We start from the raw sequence: 17,563 nt of genomic DNA on the forward strand, positions 1-17,563 counted from the left end.
TTAATACTGACCTTTTTACATCATTACACCACGATAAATCATTGAACCACTAAACCCTACCATCACAACCTTCGCAACTTTTACAAAATAACGATTAGACATCTTTTTTAAAATCATTTTTCCTGTAACAGCACCGAGAAGCGGAGTAAAAATTGCCACAAAATAGAATGTATATGGCATTTCACCTAGATTAAATTCATAAAGTCTAATGAAAAAAATAGTTTTAGCAAGATGCCCCAGCATTTGTGTAAAGGCCTTTGTGGCAACAATTGAAAATCGCCCTAGTCGACTTGAAAGAAAGAACAAGTCTAAAGCAGATCCAGATACACCACTCAAGGCCTGTGAAGATGAAACGATTAATCCACAAAGGAGTGCACGACCTCTTTTTTCAATATCAAAATGAATAGCTAAAGGTTTTAGCAATCCAATAATTGGCAGAATACCCAATATGATAAAGATAACCTTTTTAGAAAGTTTCAACTCTATCCCTTGAAATACCCCATAAGCAATTGCTGTCCCTAGCAGATAAGGTAAAACTACCTTAAATTCAATATTCTTATAGTTAACGGCCGCCCTAAAGCCATTTGAGCTTGCTTGTGTTATTCCTTGGAGAATTAGGGCAACAGGTAGAGGGAGGTAGACTAGGAAGATGGCCATCAGAATAATTCCACCGGCCATACCTAGGGCCCCTGATATAATACTTGTAAATAGAATATAAAAGAATAAGCTCTCTAAATCCATATCCCCTCCCATTGACTGTATTATCGACAAAAACATATAATGAAAAAAGCGAATATATAGAATACAATATATTCAAATATCGAATACATGGAGAAAGCGATGTTAATCGAACTTGAGACTCTTAATGCCCTTGCAAAGTATAAAACAATGGGAAAGGCCGCAACAAGCCTAAGAGTCACTCAATCAACAGTGAGTAAGAGAATTCAAAGTCTAGAACAACAAACTAAGAAGATCTTAGTTGTAAAAAAAGGTCGTAATGTCGAGATCACTACGGCCGGGCAGAAGCTTCTTTTTGACAGCCTCCCTCTTATGCAGAAGTTGAAAGAAATTCTCGACCAAGACTATGAAGAGATGTCCAGACTTGCCATTGGTTTCTCTGAATCGATCCTTTCTTCATGGGGCGCAAAATTTATTACAGATTTTGCCAAAAAGAATAAAGAGGTCATTATCGAGCCACACGCCCATCGTACACCAGTGTTGGCCGACAAAGTCGCAAGTGGAGACTATGCCATAGCTGTTGTCGGTGGCCGTCCTAGAAATATTCCAGGAATTCATGTTGAAGAAGTCGCCAAAGAAGAAATGGTCATCATTGGCAAGAAAGGCCGTTTATTTTGTGTGGAAGAAACAAGTGGAACATGGGCATCCATAGCTAAGGATGTAAATAGGAAGAAGATTATTATCGATGAAAGAAGTGAGTTTCTCTCACCGATAGCTCAAATGGCAAAGAGTGGCTTTTGTCGTGGTCTTGTTCCAGAAAGTATCGCCAAAAGTGTTGGCGTAAGAAGTGATCAGATGAAAAAGACTGGGATTTATCGCCCCATCTATATTGTTGCAAGAAAACGTAGCTTTGAGCGTGAAAATGTTAAGTTATTTATAAAAGCGCTAAAAGAATTATAACTTCATTCTTTGAGCGACTTCTCTTTGATAAGGATCCCCTGAGCTACTAAGAGCTGAGATCACTCCTTGTCTATTCTCAATTGGTTGGTTTTGACTAAGCTTCCACTGGCCTTCAAGAGAAGTCACTTCAATTTTAATTCCCACAATTGCGGCCAGAAGCTTTTGAGTATAATCACGAGGAGCATCTTCAATTTTCCAAGGACTGTGACTCCCCTCTTCCTGCTCATTTGTGAGTATCTCGATTGAATTAAGAATCCACTCCTTGTCTTCAATAAAAGAAATTTTTCCACGAGCGTGAACAACAATGTAATTCCAAGTTGGTACAGCTTTACCAGTCTCTTTCTTTGTTGGGTAATGATTTGGCGAAATATAACAATGAGGTCCATTAAACGTAGCAACGACTTCACTAGCATCAAGTGTTTTCTTCCATAGAGAATTAGCTTTTGCAATATGGCCAAATAAAAAGAGCTTCCCCTCTTCTTCGACAACACAAAGAGGAAGGTGATTAACCTCAATCCCTTCAGTTCCATTTGATATCAAATTCGCAAATGTCGTCTCCTTCATCTGCTTTATTAACTCGGCCTTATCTTCCTGCTTGAATAGCTTTGGTATATGCATTCTACTACCTCTAATTCATTTATTAATGCTACAATGATAACTCAATAAACACTGGAGTTAAAATGCCTTATATCCTAAGCCCAATTATTACAGAATCAATGCCTGGAATGTGGTTTGAAGGCCAAGGCTATAAGCGAGAGAATATTTACTCGATGAATGACCCAAAAGGTCCTCCAGTAAATTATGACGCCCACCTTCTGAAGCCCCATAGCTTAACTCATATGGAAGCTCAGTCTCACACCATGAAAGATGGGATGAGCGTTGATGACTACTTTAAGAAGCAAGTAAATTCATTTTTTGGGCCAGTAACTGTCGTGAAATTAAAAGGACAAGATTGGAGACCTGTAAAAGGACTAGATGGCGTTTATCATTGGGAAGTCTCACTTAGTGAGCTAAAGGCCGAGCTTGGAGATGAGATTCCAAGTAAGTTAATTTTGTCAGTTGAAGAAATGCCAATAAACGAATCACAACTTCACGATCCAAATTATGTCTTAACACTTTCACAAGAAAGCGCTGACTACTTATTACAAAACCCTAACTTTAATATGTATGGAACTTCTTGGAAGTCTTCGGACTTTAATCCAGGGAGTAGAAATAGACCAATTCACAATACTCTCTTTAAGCAGGCCGCAATCTTTGAAAACTTAAAACTTCACGATGTGCCAGCTGGAAAGTATTTCTTTTCAGGATTTCCACTCCCCCTTCACTTAGCTTCTGAATCACCAGTTTGCCCGGTGCTATTTACCAAAGATGAGATTAACTTCTAATATCACTTCTCTTATAAGCATCGTCGACAAAGACTTCGACAAGAGCATTAAGTGCATCTGTTACTGTAAAGATACCGTAGACACGATTTCTATTATTGAGAACAATTGCAGACCCAACCTTGTGACTTGCTAATTGATAGGCAACTTCACCTAAACTATCGTCCTTATTAACAGCAAGAACAGATTCATTCATAAAGTCCTTAACAAGAACACCATCACACCAGCTCTTTCCATAAATCGACATGACATCTCTTTCAGAAATGATTCCCACAATTTGATTCCCGTCACTTACAGGAAGGTGCCTAATTCCATTGTCTTTCATAATCTTAAAAGCAATATCAATACTGGCATCCTGATCCACAACGTGAACAGCAGGAGTTGTAAATTCTTCGACTGATATATGTTTCATATATGCCTCCTAAATTAAATTTAGATTAGCACAATGGATTAATTGGTAACTGACAAGTGTCAGTTTTTACGAAAAAAATTCTTAATTTTTGCCTTAAACATATGGCATAGGATTTAGAGGCCCAAAGCTCACAATCTTTAGCTTAGGGAGCTAACTATATAGAATCAAGAGACACTTAAGATATCTCCCTGGCTCCCATTTATGCGTTTGCATAAGGCCAAAAGATTACATACAATTTTTATATATGTTAGCTAAAAAGAGGGTCCTGGTTGCCGAGGACGAACCAACATTAAATGATATCTACGTCGAAACCTTTGAGTCATTTGGTTATGAAACCATTGGTGTAAAAGATGGTGAGATGGCCCTAGACTACGCTAAACGTAACCCAGTTGACTTCGTTATTACTGACTTAAAAATGCCAAAGATGGATGGGCTTAAGCTCCTAGAAGAGATTCGTAAACTTAATACTCAAACCCCTCCTGTTCTAATAATCACAGGCTTCATTGATGAACTAAATGCACAAAGGGCCAAAGAACTTGGTGCCGTTGATCTTATGACGAAGCCCTTTGACTTTGATAAGGTCATTCTCTATATCGAAGAGAAGTTAAGCCAACAAACAGAATCCTAGATTCCCCACTCTTTTGAGAGCTCACCGATTCTCTTTTTAAATAGAAGAGATAGAATCATTGAAACAATTGTCAATCCAATAGCAAGTCCCGCCCATAAACCAGCGGCTTCCATTCCATGCTTATAACTAAGATAGACTCCAACAGGAATTGCAATTAGCCAGTAGCCACAGAATGAATAAAGCATCGGTTGCTTACTCATTCCAAGACCTCTTAAAACTCCCCACATGGCAACTTGTAGGCCATCAGGAATTTGAAAGAGAGCAACGTATAGGAAAAGCCCTGAGCCGTATAAAATAACGGCCTGATCAGTTGTAAAAAGTCCCATTAAAAATTTATGGAATAAGAAATAGCAGATTGCAGTAAAGACCATGTAAGAGACGGCCATAAAGATACACCCATACGAGTAGTTCTTTATCATCTCCATATCCTTACGCCCTAGAGCATAGCCAACCTTAACACCGGCAGCTCCATTAATTGCGAGAGGAACCATAAAAGTTAAACCTGCAATTGTTAAAACGATATTATGAGACGCAGAGGCAACAAGGCTCATACGGCCAATTAAAACCGTAACTGTTGAGAACATGAGAACTTCAATAAATGTTCCAAGTCCAACAGGGATTCCAAGCTTAATAAGTTCTTTAAACGACTTCTTACTAAAGTGTGTTTCAATTGGAAGCACACGGTAAGCATAGACGTAAATGATAATAGCGAGAACAAAACGAGTTATAACAGTTGCAACAGCAGCTCCCTTAATTCCCATTTCAGGAATAGGGCCGATACCAAACATTAAGCAGTAATTCATGATGAGGTTAACAACATTCATTATGATAATAAGTGAGTTTGCAAAAATCGTTTTATCAAAGGCCTGTAGATATTCCTTAATCATCTGAAAAATTAGAGCAGGAATAATTGAGATATTAACCCAATAAAGATAGGTCTTAACAAGTGGGACGATCTCTTTATTTAAACCGATGTGGTCGACAAAATATGTAAAGATATAAAGGGCAGTACAAATAACACTTCCTAAAAGAAGCGCTAAAGTCATTCCACTCCCCCATACACCATTCTCATGTGGGTTAGTCTCTTCACCACGCATTCTTGCGGTAACGGCACTAACAGAAAATAGCGTTGAGATTCCAATCATAATAAATGGAGATAACATTCCTGCCGCAACACCAATGGATGCAACTGCTGATGTTGAATAACGTCCGGCCACAAAAATATCACCAACGTTAAAAAGCATCTGACCAACTTGGCCGATAACAAGTGGAATCGTAAAATAAATGAGTTCTTTGAGTCTCTTACTCGTTGTTGCAACTACCATAATAGTTAGAGGTTATACCTCAATTTTTTAATAGATGGCATATAAAAATTGTAACCAAATATACTTTAAATCTCGGCCAAAAATTCGTAGAATATGAACACAAAGGAGTGCTTGTGAAAATCGTTTCAAATGCAGCAGAAGCTTTATCAATAGTCTATTCTAACTCAAACATTTTTATTCACGGTGGAGACTCAACACCGCAGGCCCTAATCGATGGCCTACTTGAAAATGCTCATAAACTAAAAGATGTAACGCTAACTCACCTCCACACTCATGGTGATGCAAAGTATGCAAATGAAGAATATTGTGAAAATTTTAAAATCATCAATCTCTTTGTTGGTGGTAATGTAAGAAAGCATATCGACTATCAAAGAGTTGATTACCTTCCTTGCTTTCTATCAGAGATTCCAAATCTATTTCGTAGTGGAAGGATCCCACTAGACTTCGCTCTTATTCATGTCAGTCCACCAGATCAACATGGCCACTGCACTCTAGGTACTTCGGTTGATGTTGCTAAGGCAGCAGTAAGTAGTGCCAAAATTGTAATCGCACAAATCAACCCAAATATGCCTCGTGTTCATGGTGATGGATTTATCCACGTCAATGATATCGACTATGCAATTGAAATTGATGAGAAAATTGTTGGCCATCAAGAAGTATGCTTAAGTGAAGAGGATTTAAAAATTGGTCAGCTAACATCGACTCTGATTGAAGATGGCTCAACTCTACAAATGGGAATTGGCTCAATTCCTGATGCCGTATTGGCCAGCCTAACAAATCACAAGAACCTGGGAATTCACACAGAAATGTGGTCAAACGGAGCTCTTGAGTTAATTAAAAGTGGTGCCGTTAATAACTCTCTAAAAAATGTTCACCGAGGAAAAACAGTTAGTGCCTTTATTGTTGGAGGCCAAGATGTACATGACTTTATTAATGATAATCCAAGTGTCATCCAACTAGAAGCAGACTATGTTAATAACCCAAGTATCATTAAGAGAAATCCAAAAGTATGTGCAATTAATAGCGCTGTTGAGATTGATCTAACAGGACAGGTTTGTGCAGATTCAATTGGTCACCGAATTATTTCTGGTGTTGGTGGACAAATGGACTTTATGAGAGGAGCTTCTCTTTCAGAAGGTGGTAAACCAATCATTGTTATTAATTCACGAAGTGCAAAAGGTTTCCCAAAAATTGTTCCAACGCTAAGATCAGGAGCGGGAGTTGTAACAACTCGTTCACATATGCACTATGTTGTTACAGAGTATGGAATTGCTGACTTATATGGCAAAAGCCTTAATCAGCGAGCACAAGAATTAATTAGAATTGCTCATCCAGATGACCGAGAAAACTTAGAAAAGATGTGGCACGAAACGCACTGTAGAAGATAATCTACAGTGCAGCTATTGGGGATTGGCATAATAATTCTACCATGCCACTTCCCTCATATTTTTCTTTTGCAACTTTTAAATCGACTCTCTTAAAGATCATATACGAAATAAATGATCTTAAATTTAATAAGAACGGATTCTCTTGTCCGTGTACTGAAACATATGAATCAGAAACATAACCTTCATAGATATCTCTAAAGCCAGGAGAATCAATGACAAGAAGCATGACACAAATTGCGATAGCTTCCTTGCCCTGCTCGACTCCTTGATTAATGGCCTGATTCAGCTCTTCAACAGAATCAAATGTTTGTTTTGAAATCTCTTTAATTTGTTCTGCAAGAAGATTGATACAATGTTCTCCACAAGTCGTTATGAACTCTTCTTTAGAACCAAAGTGATAAAGAACTGAAGACACATTAATCTCGGCCTTCTTTGCAATATCTCTTAGGCTCACACCGTAGACACCATTTTTGGCCATTAAAGGGATTGCGACATCAATTAAATTCTGTTTAGTCTTGTTCATCTACCTACTACCTTTTGTTAACTTACTGTCAAATCGAATAATCTTCTTGATTCAATTTGGTTAACATGTTAACCATATAGTTAACACATTAACAAATTTGGAGAAAGAATGTCAATAATAAAGAGTGAATATGTACAGGAAAGCATTATCGGACGCATGATCCGTACAACTCGAATCCTCGATAAAATGGTATCTGAAGAAGTTTCGCACTTTAAACTAACGAAGCCTCAATTTGATGTTCTTGTCATTCTACACCTAACAGATCAAGAATCCGTTACGACGACTGAATTAGCAGATGAACTACTTGTTTCAAAAGCAAATATCACTGGAATCGTTAAAAGACTTGAGGCGGCCAATCTTGTCAAGAAGGCCATTGACGAAAATGATACGAGATCAAAGAAGATTACCCTAACTGAAGACGGCCTTTGTTTAATTAATAAAGTACTTCCACGCTACTTTAGTATGGGGCAAGAGCTCGTATCAAGATTCAGCCAAGAAGAGAAATCTAAACTTCTTTGCCAACTTGGAATGATTGAAGAGTTCTATCAATCGAAGAGATAAATCACCTAAGAATCAAAAAAGAGACAAAATAGACAGGAGAACGACACTCATGAGAAGGATCAAGACCTATATCGTCTTGCTTGGACTGGCCAGTAGCGTAAGCGCTGCTCAGTACAAACTAAGCGAACAATCAGTAGTTGAACTTGCTACTAAAAGAAATGAAAATGTTGGAATTGCAAGACAAGAACTAGAGCAGGCAAGAGAGTCACTAAGCAGTGCAACCTCTAACCTATTCCCTGTTCTCTCAATATCGGCCGGCGTATCGAAGAATGATGGTAAAGGAAATATCATGCCACATGGATACGACTGGAATCACAATGCGAGGGTGCAACTAACTCAACCACTATATACTTTTGGAAAGATCTCAAGTGGTGTCGACATTGCGGAATCTGCAAGTCGCATTGGCGAGCTAAAGACTGTTGTCACAAAAGCAGAAGTTGAAAATGTTGCAAGACAGCTCTACTACAGAGTTCTCTTTAACCAAGAGCTAGTTAGAATCACAAATGACTCTTATAAGAATGCTGTCAAGAATAAGAAGGCACTTGAAGAGCGTGTTTCATACGGTCGTATTTCGAGAAATGATAATATTAAGATGCAAGCAGACCTTGCGAGTCGAAAGCCAAATTGGATTATTGCAAAGAAGAACCTAAAGAATGCAATCTTAGACTTAAAAAACTTTCTAGCATTACAACCTGAAGATGATGTTCAAGTTGTAACTGATAATTTCAATGCACAAGATAAGATCGCAACGATTCCATCAAACCTAAAAAAGCTAGATGAAACAGTTGATGTTAAGATTTTAAAAGAAAGTATCCAACTTTCAGACTTCACAGTAGAGCTTGCAAAGAGCCAACGACTTCCTGATCTAGGGCTATTTGTTGCCTACTCTCCTCTTACTTATCGTGTGGATAAACCATTTACTGGTGATATTTCACACAACCAAAATGATCTTTCATTTGGACTTCAATTTACATTTGATTGGGATCTGGGTGGAAGTAAAAACTCAGAAGTTGCCATTAAAAGAAGTGATGCAAATATCGCACGTTTAAAGTTCAACCAGCTGAGAAGAGAAATCAGAACACAATATCTAAAGTTTGAGCAAGACTATGAAGGACTACAGGAGAGGTTTGAAGCTGAGTCGGAGGCCGTTAAGCTTGCCGCTTCATCTTATAAAGTAGCACTTAGTTCATTTAAGTCAGGTGGAGTTTCACAACTTCAATTAAATGATAGTGAAATCCAACTTACTCAACATCGCCTAAACCTTGCCCAAACAAAACTTCAGCTTAAAGTAACTCGTGCAGAAATGGATAGGCTTCTTACGAGTACAACGAAGGGAGAGAAATAATTATGAAGCAAATAATCTTCGTATTAGTTGTAGGCCTTCTTTACGCCGGAAGCTTGTATGTGAAAGACCTTGATCTTCAAAGAAAAAAAGGAAAAGAGACGGCCACGATGTATACGATTCGTGCAAAGTCAGGAACTCCAGTCAATACAACAAAAGTTACAAGAAGAGCATTCTCTAATTTTGTTATTGTTACTGGTAGTAATATTGGCCCTAAGATTCACGCTTCTGTCGCTCCCAAGGTTGCTAATTTAATTAGGCCAGGCGCACTTGTTAGTATTCGCGTAAAAGATAAGAAAGTTTACGGCAATGTTGTTTCAGTTGATGCCAAGGCCGATTACCTTTCCGGTCTACATAAGATTGTTGTCTCTTTTGCCAATAAGAAGATTCCAACAAATCTCTATATTATGAATATTGAAACTCACAAACTTGAAAATGCTTTAACAGTAAGAAGAGAAGCTGTTTCAGAGCGTGGTGGTTCACATAATGTCTTCATCGTCGATCAAAACAATACGGTTATGAAGCGAAACATTGAAGTCAGTGATAGCAACGAGAACTTCTTTGTTGTGAAAAGTGGATTAAGTGAAGGCGACACTGTTGTGCTAAGTGACCAACGTTATCTAAGTGATGGCGAGAAAGTTAATATCATCGAAGCACAAGTGGATCAGGATTAAGGAGTTAGAAGATGATTGAAATATTTGTAAAACGACCTGCCACGACAATCATTTTCATTGCTATTTTTATGGTAATGGGACTTGTTTCGATTGGTAATTTAATTATTGAGCCTACACCTAAAGTAGAGCTCCCACTGATTACAGTACAAACAATCTACGCTGGTGCTTCACCGGAAGAGATTGAGTCTCAAATTCTTAAGAAAATTGAAGATGAAATTTCAGAGGTTTCTCAGATTAAGAAAATCAAATCTGATGCCCGTGATAGTTTTGGTATTGTTATTATTGAATTTGATATTGAAGCGGATGCCAATATCAAGTCAATTGAAGTAAAAGATAAAGTAGAAGCAATCTTAAATGAATTTCCAGATGGAGCCGATCGTCCAATTATTGCAAAATTTGACCCGCTCATTCAACCGATTGCCACACTAGCTCTTTCAAGTACAAAGCATGACCTGACTCAAGTATATGAGTATGCCGATAAGAAGCTTAAGTCTCGCCTCTCTTCGATTAATGGTGTTGCCTCTGTCGATATCTTTGGAGGGCGTGAAAGAGAAATTAATATTGAACTTGATAATAACCTTCTCATTCAAAACTATCTTTCAATTGAAGATGTACTGGCCGCAATTTCAAGAAAGAACTTAAATATTCCTGGTGGTTCAATCAATACAACAGACTCAAAGATCAGTGTCCGTTTTGTTGGTGAATTTGCCAATGTTGACGAGATTAGAAACCTAGAAGTCGTTTCACGCGAAGGACAAGTCTTCAGACTTCAAGAGATTGGTAATGTCTCAGATAGTTTTAAAGAAGTTGAAACAATGGCACGCTTTAATGATAAAGAAGTTGTTGGTTTATCTGTTTTAAAACTATCAGATGGTGATGCCATCAAAATTGTTGAGAACCTAAAGGGATCACTTGATAAAGTTCAAAGTGAGCTTCCTGAAGGAATGAAGCTAGAGCTAGTTGTTGATACAACGAGAATTACTCTTGATGATACAAAAGGAACAATTAACTCGATCTTTATGGGGATCGGTTTAACGATTGCTATTCTTCTAACTTTCTTAGGTGACTGGCGAGGGGCCCTAATTGCAAGTATCGTAATTCCAACTTCGATTATCTCAACTCTCTTCCTGATGGATATGTCATCGTTCTCTATTAACGTTATGACTCTCCTTGCGTTTGGTACGTGTCTAGGAACACTTATTGCCAACGCACTTATCATTATTGAAAATGTTTACAAACACCTTAAGATGGGAAAGGATTCTCAGTCTGCTGCCATTGACGGAACAAAAGAAGTTTTACTTGCCGTTATGGCATCTTCGGGAACAAACCTAGTTGTATTTACTCCACTAGCGTTTATGGGTGGTATCGTTGGTAAGTTCATGCTGCAATTTGGGATGACAGTTGTATTTGCAACGATCTTCTCGATTCTGGCATCTGTTACATTAACTCCAATGCTTTGTGCCCTACTTCTTAAAGACCCTGATACTTTAAAAGGGCCATTTCCTAAGCTTGCAGGCCTTGTTGATCGCCTTCTTGCATGGGTAACGAAACAGTACCGTTGGTTCTTTGACAAGTTTATGAATTGGCCAATTACTTCGATTATAGTTCTTATGGCCCTATTCTTTACGATTGTGTATCCAGCAAAACGTGTTGGAAACGAGTTCCTACCAAAATCTGACCGTGATGAGTTTAAGGCGTTCATCCTGATGCCAGATGGTTCACCAGTTGAAAAAACGGCACAAATCACAAAGCAAGTTGATGAGATTATCAGAAAGTATCCTGAAGTTGTCTCAACTCTTTCTGATATTGGTTATGACGGTGAGGAAAGATCACGTATTACAGTTAACTTAACATCAGCAACAAAACGTAAGAGAGACTATAAAGAAATTATGGATGACCTACTTCCTAAAGTTTCTAATATACCTGAAGCAGAGATTACTCTTACAGGTGGTAGTCGAAATGCAAGTAATGATGGTGATATCACGATTAACGTAACTGGTGATGATTTTGATAATATGGTTATTGCATCAGAAAAAATGCAAAAGATCATGAAAGATTCTGGCTACTTTAGTTCAATTGAAAGTTCATATCGAATTCCAAAAATGGAAATTCAATTTGTCTCTGAGCCACAAAAAGTTATTCGTCAAAACCTTTCAAGTTCACGTCTTGGTGGAACGATTCGCGCCCTTGTAAACGGGAACGACGATGCCGTTTATAAAGAAGGTGGAGAGGAATATGATATTAACGTTACTCTTGCCCCAGAGTTCAAAAGAAATATTTCAGACTTTGATAAATTTCTCATTCACGGAAAAGATGGACTAATTCCTATCTCAAGTCTTGGTAAGGTTCAAGTTGTTGAAGCGACTTCACCACTTAAAAGACGTGATAAGGAAAGAATCATTCAAATCAAGGCATTCGTTGTAAAAGGCGTTGTAGGTGCGATTATGGGAGACCTCGGACAAAAATTTAATCAAGCCGAACTTCCACAAGGGACAAAGTTTATGTTTGCTGGGCAAGCAGAAAGTCAAAAAGAGTCTCAGCAAGAGATGGGTAAGGCCTTCATGCTAGCGGTAATCTTAACGTATATGCTACTTGTTGCAATTCTTAACTCTTTTGTCTTCCCTGTATCGATTGGGTCTGCAATTCTAACGTCCTTTCTAGGATCATTTTTAATGATGTTCTACACAGAGCAGACGGTTAATATTGGTTCCATGATGGCCATTGTAATGGTTGTTGGTCTGGCAGTTAATAATGCTATTCTTATGATTGAATACACCCAGCAAAAACTCGATGAAGGTGTTGAAATTAAGGAAGCTCTCTGGTTGGGAGCGCAGGAGAAGCTTAAACCAATTCTTATGACTTCTATTGCAATTATCGCTGGGACTATGCCGCAGCTATTTATGATCGATAAGATGAAGTCGGCCATGGGAGCTGTTCTCATTGGAGGGATGTTGGGATCAATCTTCTTCACTTATACCCTCGTACCAACGATTCACTTGGTTATTTACCGAGTGAAGACATGGTTATCTAACCTACTAAATTCAAAAGCTTAAAGCACCATAAAGGCCCCGAAAGAGGGGCCTTTTTTTATGTCTAAAATTCAGGCATGGCCTGTAATTCTTCCCTCCTTGAACAAATTCACCTCAATAAATGTTATAAGTGTTCATTATTTATTTAGCCAAGACCAAATAAGAGAGAGTTAAAGATGAGATCAATTATTCTTACTTCAGTTCTATGTTCAGGAATTTGCCAAGCTATGCCAATGCCTTCAAAGGGTGTTGTTAAAGTATCCGATGGTGCCAAGGCAAATTGTAACTCAAAGAAAGACTTATATCGAAATAAGCTTCAAGCTTATCGAATTAAAAATTATAGCTCACAACAAAATGGCGAAAATATCGAGTTAACACTTAATATTCAAATGGTTCAATGTAGTGAAACTGATAAAGGTTTTGCTTTTAAAGATAAGAATATTTTCGATTTATTTACATATAAGACATATCGTAATCTTGAAATGGAAGTTAGAACTAAGAGTGCTAATATCCTCTTCTATCAAGATGGTGTTTACAAAAAACTTTCTCAGGTTGATATCACTGATAACCAAGACCTCTCAAAAATCACAGCAAGCTTCAATGTGAAGGACTTACTAACAAAAGAGAAATACGAGCAGTATCAAAATGGTGAAAATGTGATTACTAGCTTAGACTTCAGTCTTAAGCGCCTTATTGAAATCTCAGGCAATGATTTCAATGGTGTTTATGATCAAAATTACGGTGGATTTAGAATATTTTTTGAAATTAAATAATAAAAAAAGGGCCTCAAAAGAGGCCCTTAATATTTGTCTTATTTTTGGTTCATACCTTTGAACTTATCCTTAGACATAGTTGTTACATATGCTGCAACATCTTTAATGTCTTGGTCTGATAGGCCACGAACTTTTGTCCACATCATTGATGTGTTCTTAGTCTTTCTCTTTTTAGACTTGATTGCAGTTACTTGCTCAATAATGTAAGCAGCATCTAGACCAGCAATTCTTGGACCTTTAACGATCGCAAGCTTACCATCTTTTGCCTTTCCCATACCATCAGCATTGTGGCAAAGAGCACAGTTAACTTTTTTGTAAATTGCTTTACCTTTAGCAGCGTCACCAGCGTAAGCAGTTACACTTAGTAGAGCAGCAACAACAGTGATTTTAAATAAATTCACAATATATCTCCTTTATATTTATAGCGTAGCTATACTTTATGCAATTATCGTCAAATCGTCAGTAAATTTAAAAGAAAATATACCCCCCTGGCCATTTCTTGAGCTATACTCTCTTGCACCTAGTGACTGGCCCAAAAAGCTTAATAGTGAGTTAAAAGAGAGTTAAGAATGAACACAAGTGTCATAAGCCTAATTTTAGGAACAATTTGCATCGGACTGGCACCCATCTTTGTCAAAAACCTAACTGGCGACCTCTCACCAAGCATGATTGGAGCACTCCGTTGCGGAATTGCTGGATCAATTCTTCTTATTTACCAACTTCTTATTAAGAAAAATTATATCAAGGACAAACGCTTCTATACTATGACGGCCGTCATAGGTTTCTGCTTTGCGATGGACTTATTTGTCTGGCATCGCTCAGTCCACCTCATTGGCGCCGGGATGTCCACAATCCTAGGAAATACCCAAGTCTTCTACTTACTTGTTTTTGGCCTCATTCTTTATAAAGAGAAAATTACAATAAAAAAACTTTTGGTCTTTTTCTTTGCCTTCTTTGGAGTCTTTCTCATTCTCAAGGGGCAAGTTGAGTTTTACCAATCTGAAGAATTCTTCTGGGGAGTTCTCTTTGGACTAACCACAGGGCTTTGTTACTCTCTTTATACGACCTCAATTAAGAAAACATCTCTTATGAGCTTTAAAACGAAAATTACGGCCTTAGAGATCATCACTTACTCTTCTCTTGTGACAGGAGCACTACTCTTTCTAAGTGCTCAATTTGAACAGGGATATAAAGGCCTTAGCTTTTCACACCTACCTTCGGTTCTAGGACTGGCCATACTGTGCCAGATTATTGGCTGGTCTCTAATAAGTTATGGGCTTAAGTCGGCGCCTTTATCTGTCTCAGGCCTCATTATTCTGTTACAACCAGTTATTGCAAAGACCCTTAGTATCTTTCTATTTAACGAACCATTTTCGTCACTTGAAATTATCGGGGCTTCAATTCTTCTTACTTGTATTTATCTTGGGACTCACCTGTCGCGTCCTAAGAAACCAAAACCAAAACCAAATGACAATTGAGGTCTTTATTAATACCATATTCTAAATATTTTTAATTAGGCATGGTAATAATGAAAGCACTCTCTCTATTTACTCTTATAAGCATTCTTCTTTTTAGTTGTTCAAATAGTAATGACTTAGAAACTCTTACTCCAAAAGATCAAGTGATTCATCAAGAGGCCACTAAAAAAGCGCTTAAGAAGATCGCTAATGAAGAAGTTGTTTTTACTCAACAACAGGCCAATCATTGGAATGGTAAGAAGAAGGTCGATTTCAATAAGGATGTGAAGCCTATTTTTGATAATCGCTGTGTCGTTTGCCATAGTTGCTACGATTCTCCATGTCAGCTTAAACTGACTTCAAAAGAGGCCATTCAAAGAGGTGCCTCCAAGAATAAGGTCTACATGGGCGAGCGCCTTGTGGCCTCATCACCCAGCCGCCTCTACATTGATGCCACGTCAACTAAGCAGTGGAGAGACAAAGGCTTCTTCTCTGTCTCAAGTAAGCATATGAACGAAAGCGTCATGGCCAAAATGCTTAAACTCAAGGAGATCGCTCCCCTTCCTAAAACAAAACTACTGCCAAGCAGTTTAGACTTTAGTCTTGAAAATGATCGTTTCTGCCCTAAGAAAGACGAGTTTGAAGACTATGCACAGGCTTCTCCATTTGGAGGAATGCCATATGGCCTACCGGCACTAAGCGATAAAGAGAGCAAAACAATTACAACTTGGATTGCACAGGGGTCAAAATTTAATAAAGATCTTCCATTACCAAAATTTGATAAAAAGCAGATTAGACGTTGGGAAAAATTCTTAAACAAGGACAGTAAGAAAGGCCAACTCATGGCACGCTATCTCTATGAGCACCTCTATCTTGCAAATCTTCACTTTAGCAATAAAGCGAATTCAAACTTCTATAAATTAGTAAGATCAAAGACTCCTTCCGGAAAACCGGTTGAGATCATCGCAACTCGCAGGCCATTTGATGATCCAAAAGTAAAAAGAGTTTACTACCGTTTAGTTAAGCAGAAAGAAACGATCGTCGACAAAACTCATATGCCTTATCTCTTTAACCAAGAGAGAATGAATTGGTATTCAAATTTATTTCTTAAACCGAAGTATTCGGTTAAGGAACTACCAAGCTATAGGCCACATATTAGTGCTAATCCATTTCTATCATTCAAGGACCTCCCTGTTCAGTCTCGTTATGAGTTTCTTCTTAAAGAATCTCAATATACGATTTCTAACTTTATTAAAGGGCCGGTCTGTCGAGGTCAAATTGCACTTAATGTGATTCAAGATCACTTCTGGGTTTTCTTTATCAATCCAAAACTCTATCACGACAGAAAATCTTTTCCGCTGACAAATGAATTGGAACGAATGAGTCTTCCTGCCCAGTATGCTAACGCTGGAGGAATACAGTGGTTTAAGTATAAGAATGAAGAAGAAAAGTACTTAGAAAAGAAATCGAAGTTTATCGACGAAAACCATAATATTTTAAATTTAAATTCGCTTTGGAATGGTGGAAAGAATAATCAAAATGCCGCCCTTACGATATTTAGGCACTTTGATAGTGCGACAGTTTTAAAGGGCATGGTTGGGCAAAACCCAAAAACAGCATGGATTATCGACTACCCTCTACTTGAGAGAATTCACTATTTATTAGTTGCAGGTTTCGATGTTTACGGCAACGTCTCTCACCAGCTCAACACTAGACTCTATATGGACTTTCTAAGGCTTGAGGGTGAGTTTAATTTCCTTACACTCTTACCTTCTAAGCAGAGAATCAAAGAAAGAGATCATTGGTATGAGAGGGCATCTGATGAAGTCAAAAAACATATTGTTGGCCGTTATGCTTGGATTAATAAAGCCCCGCAAATTTCGTACAAAACAAAGGATGCAAAGAGTGAGCTATTTGAGCTAATTAAAAAAAGAATAGGCCCTTCCTTAAATAAAGAATACCAAGTGCACAATGAAGGTCTACAAAGTCTAATGAACAATCAAGAGATGAAGCATACCTCTGTTAATCTCTTTTCTCAGCTTTCTTTTATCTTAGTTGAGGATACGAATGAAACTTATACATTAATTCATAATAATGCTCATTATAATATCTCTCACCTCCTTAAAGAAGGTAGTCAGCGAATCACCCAAGAAGATAATTTTACTGTGACAAAAGGAACAATTGGGAGTTATCCAAATACAATCTTTCGCATGAAAGAATCTCAAATCCCTAATTTTGTGAATGCAATTAAAAATACTAAATCAGAAGCAAGTTATAGCAGGCTTCTTGATCGCTATGGAGTAAGAAGAAGTGATAAGAGGTTTTGGCCAACTCTCGACAAGATTCACGACATTGCTTTAAAAACAAAACCTATTGAATTTGGTCTCTATGATTTAAACCGTCTCGAAAATCGTTAAAGACACCAAATTTT

General features: G+C 37.8%; 17 protein-coding genes. 11 read left to right on the forward strand and 6 right to left on the reverse strand.

The features are described from left to right. Positions 1-15: 15 nt before the first annotated feature. On the reverse strand, positions 16-741 hold the full coding sequence (locus tag ABMA78_RS01735; protein ID WP_392856439.1) for a TSUP family transporter: 726 nt from the start codon (positions 739-741) through the stop codon (positions 16-18). Positions 742-840: 99 nt separating this feature from the next. Here ABMA78_RS01735 and ABMA78_RS01740 point away from each other — a divergent pair, with 99 nt between their 5' ends. Then, complete coding sequence (locus ABMA78_RS01740) at positions 841-1,638, forward strand: LysR family transcriptional regulator (RefSeq protein WP_392856441.1); 798 nt, start codon at positions 841-843, stop codon at positions 1,636-1,638. Here the strand turns inward: ABMA78_RS01740 and ABMA78_RS01745 are convergent. Further along, positions 1,633-2,256: an FMN-binding negative transcriptional regulator gene (locus ABMA78_RS01745; RefSeq protein WP_392856445.1), complete on the reverse strand. Its 624-nt coding sequence runs from the start codon at positions 2,254-2,256 to the stop codon at positions 1,633-1,635. The genes ABMA78_RS01740 and ABMA78_RS01745 overlap by 6 nt on opposite strands. A 62-nt stretch (positions 2,257-2,318) precedes the next feature. On the opposite strand from ABMA78_RS01745, the gene ABMA78_RS01750 reads away from it, so the two are divergent. Then, a complete protein-coding gene (locus ABMA78_RS01750) occupies positions 2,319-3,023 on the forward strand; it encodes a hypothetical protein (RefSeq protein ID WP_392856448.1) in 705 nt (234 codons plus the stop codon). On the opposite strand, the gene ABMA78_RS01755 is transcribed toward ABMA78_RS01750, so the two are convergent. Further along, complete coding sequence (locus tag ABMA78_RS01755) at positions 3,013-3,432, reverse strand: CBS domain-containing protein (RefSeq protein ID WP_392856450.1); 420 nt, start codon at positions 3,430-3,432, stop codon at positions 3,013-3,015. The two genes, ABMA78_RS01750 and ABMA78_RS01755, sit on opposite strands and share 11 nt — an antisense overlap. Before the next feature lie 244 nt (positions 3,433-3,676). Here ABMA78_RS01755 and ABMA78_RS01760 point away from each other — a divergent pair, with 244 nt between their 5' ends. Continuing rightward, on the forward strand, positions 3,677-4,060 hold the full coding sequence (locus tag ABMA78_RS01760) for a response regulator (RefSeq protein WP_392856452.1): 384 nt from the start codon (positions 3,677-3,679) through the stop codon (positions 4,058-4,060). On the opposite strand, the gene ABMA78_RS01765 is transcribed toward ABMA78_RS01760, so the two are convergent. Next, complete coding sequence (locus tag ABMA78_RS01765) at positions 4,057-5,385, reverse strand: MATE family efflux transporter (RefSeq protein ID WP_392856453.1); 1,329 nt, start codon at positions 5,383-5,385, stop codon at positions 4,057-4,059. The two genes, ABMA78_RS01760 and ABMA78_RS01765, sit on opposite strands and share 4 nt — an antisense overlap. A gap of 113 nt (positions 5,386-5,498) precedes the next feature. Here ABMA78_RS01765 and ABMA78_RS01770 point away from each other — a divergent pair, with 113 nt between their 5' ends. Then, on the forward strand, positions 5,499-6,773 hold the full coding sequence (locus ABMA78_RS01770; protein WP_392856455.1) for an acetyl-CoA hydrolase/transferase family protein: 1,275 nt from the start codon (positions 5,499-5,501) through the stop codon (positions 6,771-6,773). Position 6,774: 1 nt separating this feature from the next. On the opposite strand, the gene ABMA78_RS01775 is transcribed toward ABMA78_RS01770, so the two are convergent. Further along, positions 6,775-7,296 carry a TetR/AcrR family transcriptional regulator gene (locus ABMA78_RS01775; protein WP_392856457.1) on the reverse strand — a complete coding sequence of 174 codons (522 nt, stop codon included), beginning with the start codon at positions 7,294-7,296 and terminating at the stop codon, positions 6,775-6,777. Between the two features lie 108 nt (positions 7,297-7,404). Here ABMA78_RS01775 and ABMA78_RS01780 point away from each other — a divergent pair, with 108 nt between their 5' ends. The 5 genes from ABMA78_RS01780 (at position 7,405) to ABMA78_RS01800 (ending at position 13,675) form a co-directional block, all read left to right on the forward strand. Then, positions 7,405-7,857 (forward strand): MarR family winged helix-turn-helix transcriptional regulator, encoded by a 453-nt coding sequence (locus ABMA78_RS01780; RefSeq protein WP_392856458.1) that lies wholly within the window; start codon positions 7,405-7,407, stop codon positions 7,855-7,857. A 49-nt stretch (positions 7,858-7,906) separates the two neighbouring features. Then, positions 7,907-9,202: a TolC family protein gene (locus tag ABMA78_RS01785; RefSeq protein WP_392856460.1), complete on the forward strand. Its 1,296-nt coding sequence runs from the start codon at positions 7,907-7,909 to the stop codon at positions 9,200-9,202. 2 nt (positions 9,203-9,204) lie between these two features. Next, positions 9,205-9,873 (forward strand): efflux RND transporter periplasmic adaptor subunit, encoded by a 669-nt coding sequence (locus ABMA78_RS01790; RefSeq protein ID WP_392856462.1) that lies wholly within the window; start codon positions 9,205-9,207, stop codon positions 9,871-9,873. An 11-nt stretch (positions 9,874-9,884) separates the two neighbouring features. Beyond that, the gene (locus ABMA78_RS01795; protein WP_392856465.1) at positions 9,885-12,926 is read left to right on the forward strand and encodes an efflux RND transporter permease subunit; all 3,042 of its coding nucleotides are present in this window, start codon (positions 9,885-9,887) and stop codon (positions 12,924-12,926) included. A gap of 152 nt (positions 12,927-13,078) precedes the next feature. Beyond that, positions 13,079-13,675, forward strand: coding sequence for a hypothetical protein (locus ABMA78_RS01800; RefSeq protein ID WP_392856466.1), 597 nt, complete (start codon positions 13,079-13,081; stop codon positions 13,673-13,675). 38 nt (positions 13,676-13,713) lie between these two features. Here the strand turns inward: ABMA78_RS01800 and ABMA78_RS01805 are convergent, their stop codons facing one another. Further along, the gene (locus ABMA78_RS01805; protein WP_392856467.1) at positions 13,714-14,076 is read right to left on the reverse strand and encodes a c-type cytochrome; all 363 of its coding nucleotides are present in this window, start codon (positions 14,074-14,076) and stop codon (positions 13,714-13,716) included. A gap of 168 nt (positions 14,077-14,244) precedes the next feature. Between ABMA78_RS01805 and ABMA78_RS01810 the strand changes: the two genes are divergently transcribed. Further along, a complete protein-coding gene (locus tag ABMA78_RS01810; RefSeq protein WP_392856468.1) occupies positions 14,245-15,153 on the forward strand; it encodes a DMT family transporter in 909 nt (302 codons plus the stop codon). 50 nt (positions 15,154-15,203) lie between these two features. Then, positions 15,204-17,549 carry a fatty acid cis/trans isomerase gene (locus tag ABMA78_RS01815; protein WP_392856469.1) on the forward strand — a complete coding sequence of 782 codons (2,346 nt, stop codon included), beginning with the start codon at positions 15,204-15,206 and terminating at the stop codon, positions 17,547-17,549. The last annotated feature ends 14 nt before the right edge of the window (positions 17,550-17,563 follow it).

This window comes from Halobacteriovorax sp. RZ-2 (assembly GCF_043196685.1).
Lineage (GTDB): Bacteria > Bdellovibrionota > Bacteriovoracia > Bacteriovoracales > Bacteriovoracaceae > Halobacteriovorax_A.

What these genes read in the sequence shown, in the direction of transcription:
- ABMA78_RS01735 (WP_392856439.1), bottom strand. Translation starts at nt 741, where the DNA reads ATGGATTTAGAGAGCTTATTCTTTTATATTCTATTTACAAGTATTATA.
- ABMA78_RS01740 (WP_392856441.1), top strand. Translation starts at nt 841, where the DNA reads ATGTTAATCGAACTTGAGACTCTTAATGCCCTTGCAAAGTATAAAACA.
- ABMA78_RS01745 (WP_392856445.1), bottom strand. Translation starts at nt 2,256, where the DNA reads ATGCATATACCAAAGCTATTCAAGCAGGAAGATAAGGCCGAGTTAATA.
- ABMA78_RS01750 (WP_392856448.1), top strand. Translation starts at nt 2,319, where the DNA reads ATGCCTTATATCCTAAGCCCAATTATTACAGAATCAATGCCTGGAATG.
- ABMA78_RS01755 (WP_392856450.1), bottom strand. Translation starts at nt 3,432, where the DNA reads ATGAAACATATATCAGTCGAAGAATTTACAACTCCTGCTGTTCACGTT.
- ABMA78_RS01760 (WP_392856452.1), top strand. Translation starts at nt 3,677, where the DNA reads ATGTTAGCTAAAAAGAGGGTCCTGGTTGCCGAGGACGAACCAACATTA.
- ABMA78_RS01765 (WP_392856453.1), bottom strand. Translation starts at nt 5,385, where the DNA reads ATGGTAGTTGCAACAACGAGTAAGAGACTCAAAGAACTCATTTATTTT.
- ABMA78_RS01775 (WP_392856457.1), bottom strand. Translation starts at nt 7,296, where the DNA reads ATGAACAAGACTAAACAGAATTTAATTGATGTCGCAATCCCTTTAATG.
- ABMA78_RS01780 (WP_392856458.1), top strand. Translation starts at nt 7,405, where the DNA reads ATGTCAATAATAAAGAGTGAATATGTACAGGAAAGCATTATCGGACGC.
- ABMA78_RS01785 (WP_392856460.1), top strand. Translation starts at nt 7,907, where the DNA reads ATGAGAAGGATCAAGACCTATATCGTCTTGCTTGGACTGGCCAGTAGC.
- ABMA78_RS01790 (WP_392856462.1), top strand. Translation starts at nt 9,205, where the DNA reads ATGAAGCAAATAATCTTCGTATTAGTTGTAGGCCTTCTTTACGCCGGA.
- ABMA78_RS01795 (WP_392856465.1), top strand. Translation starts at nt 9,885, where the DNA reads ATGATTGAAATATTTGTAAAACGACCTGCCACGACAATCATTTTCATT.
- ABMA78_RS01800 (WP_392856466.1), top strand. Translation starts at nt 13,079, where the DNA reads ATGAGATCAATTATTCTTACTTCAGTTCTATGTTCAGGAATTTGCCAA.
- ABMA78_RS01810 (WP_392856468.1), top strand. Translation starts at nt 14,245, where the DNA reads ATGAACACAAGTGTCATAAGCCTAATTTTAGGAACAATTTGCATCGGA.
- ABMA78_RS01815 (WP_392856469.1), top strand. Translation starts at nt 15,204, where the DNA reads ATGAAAGCACTCTCTCTATTTACTCTTATAAGCATTCTTCTTTTTAGT.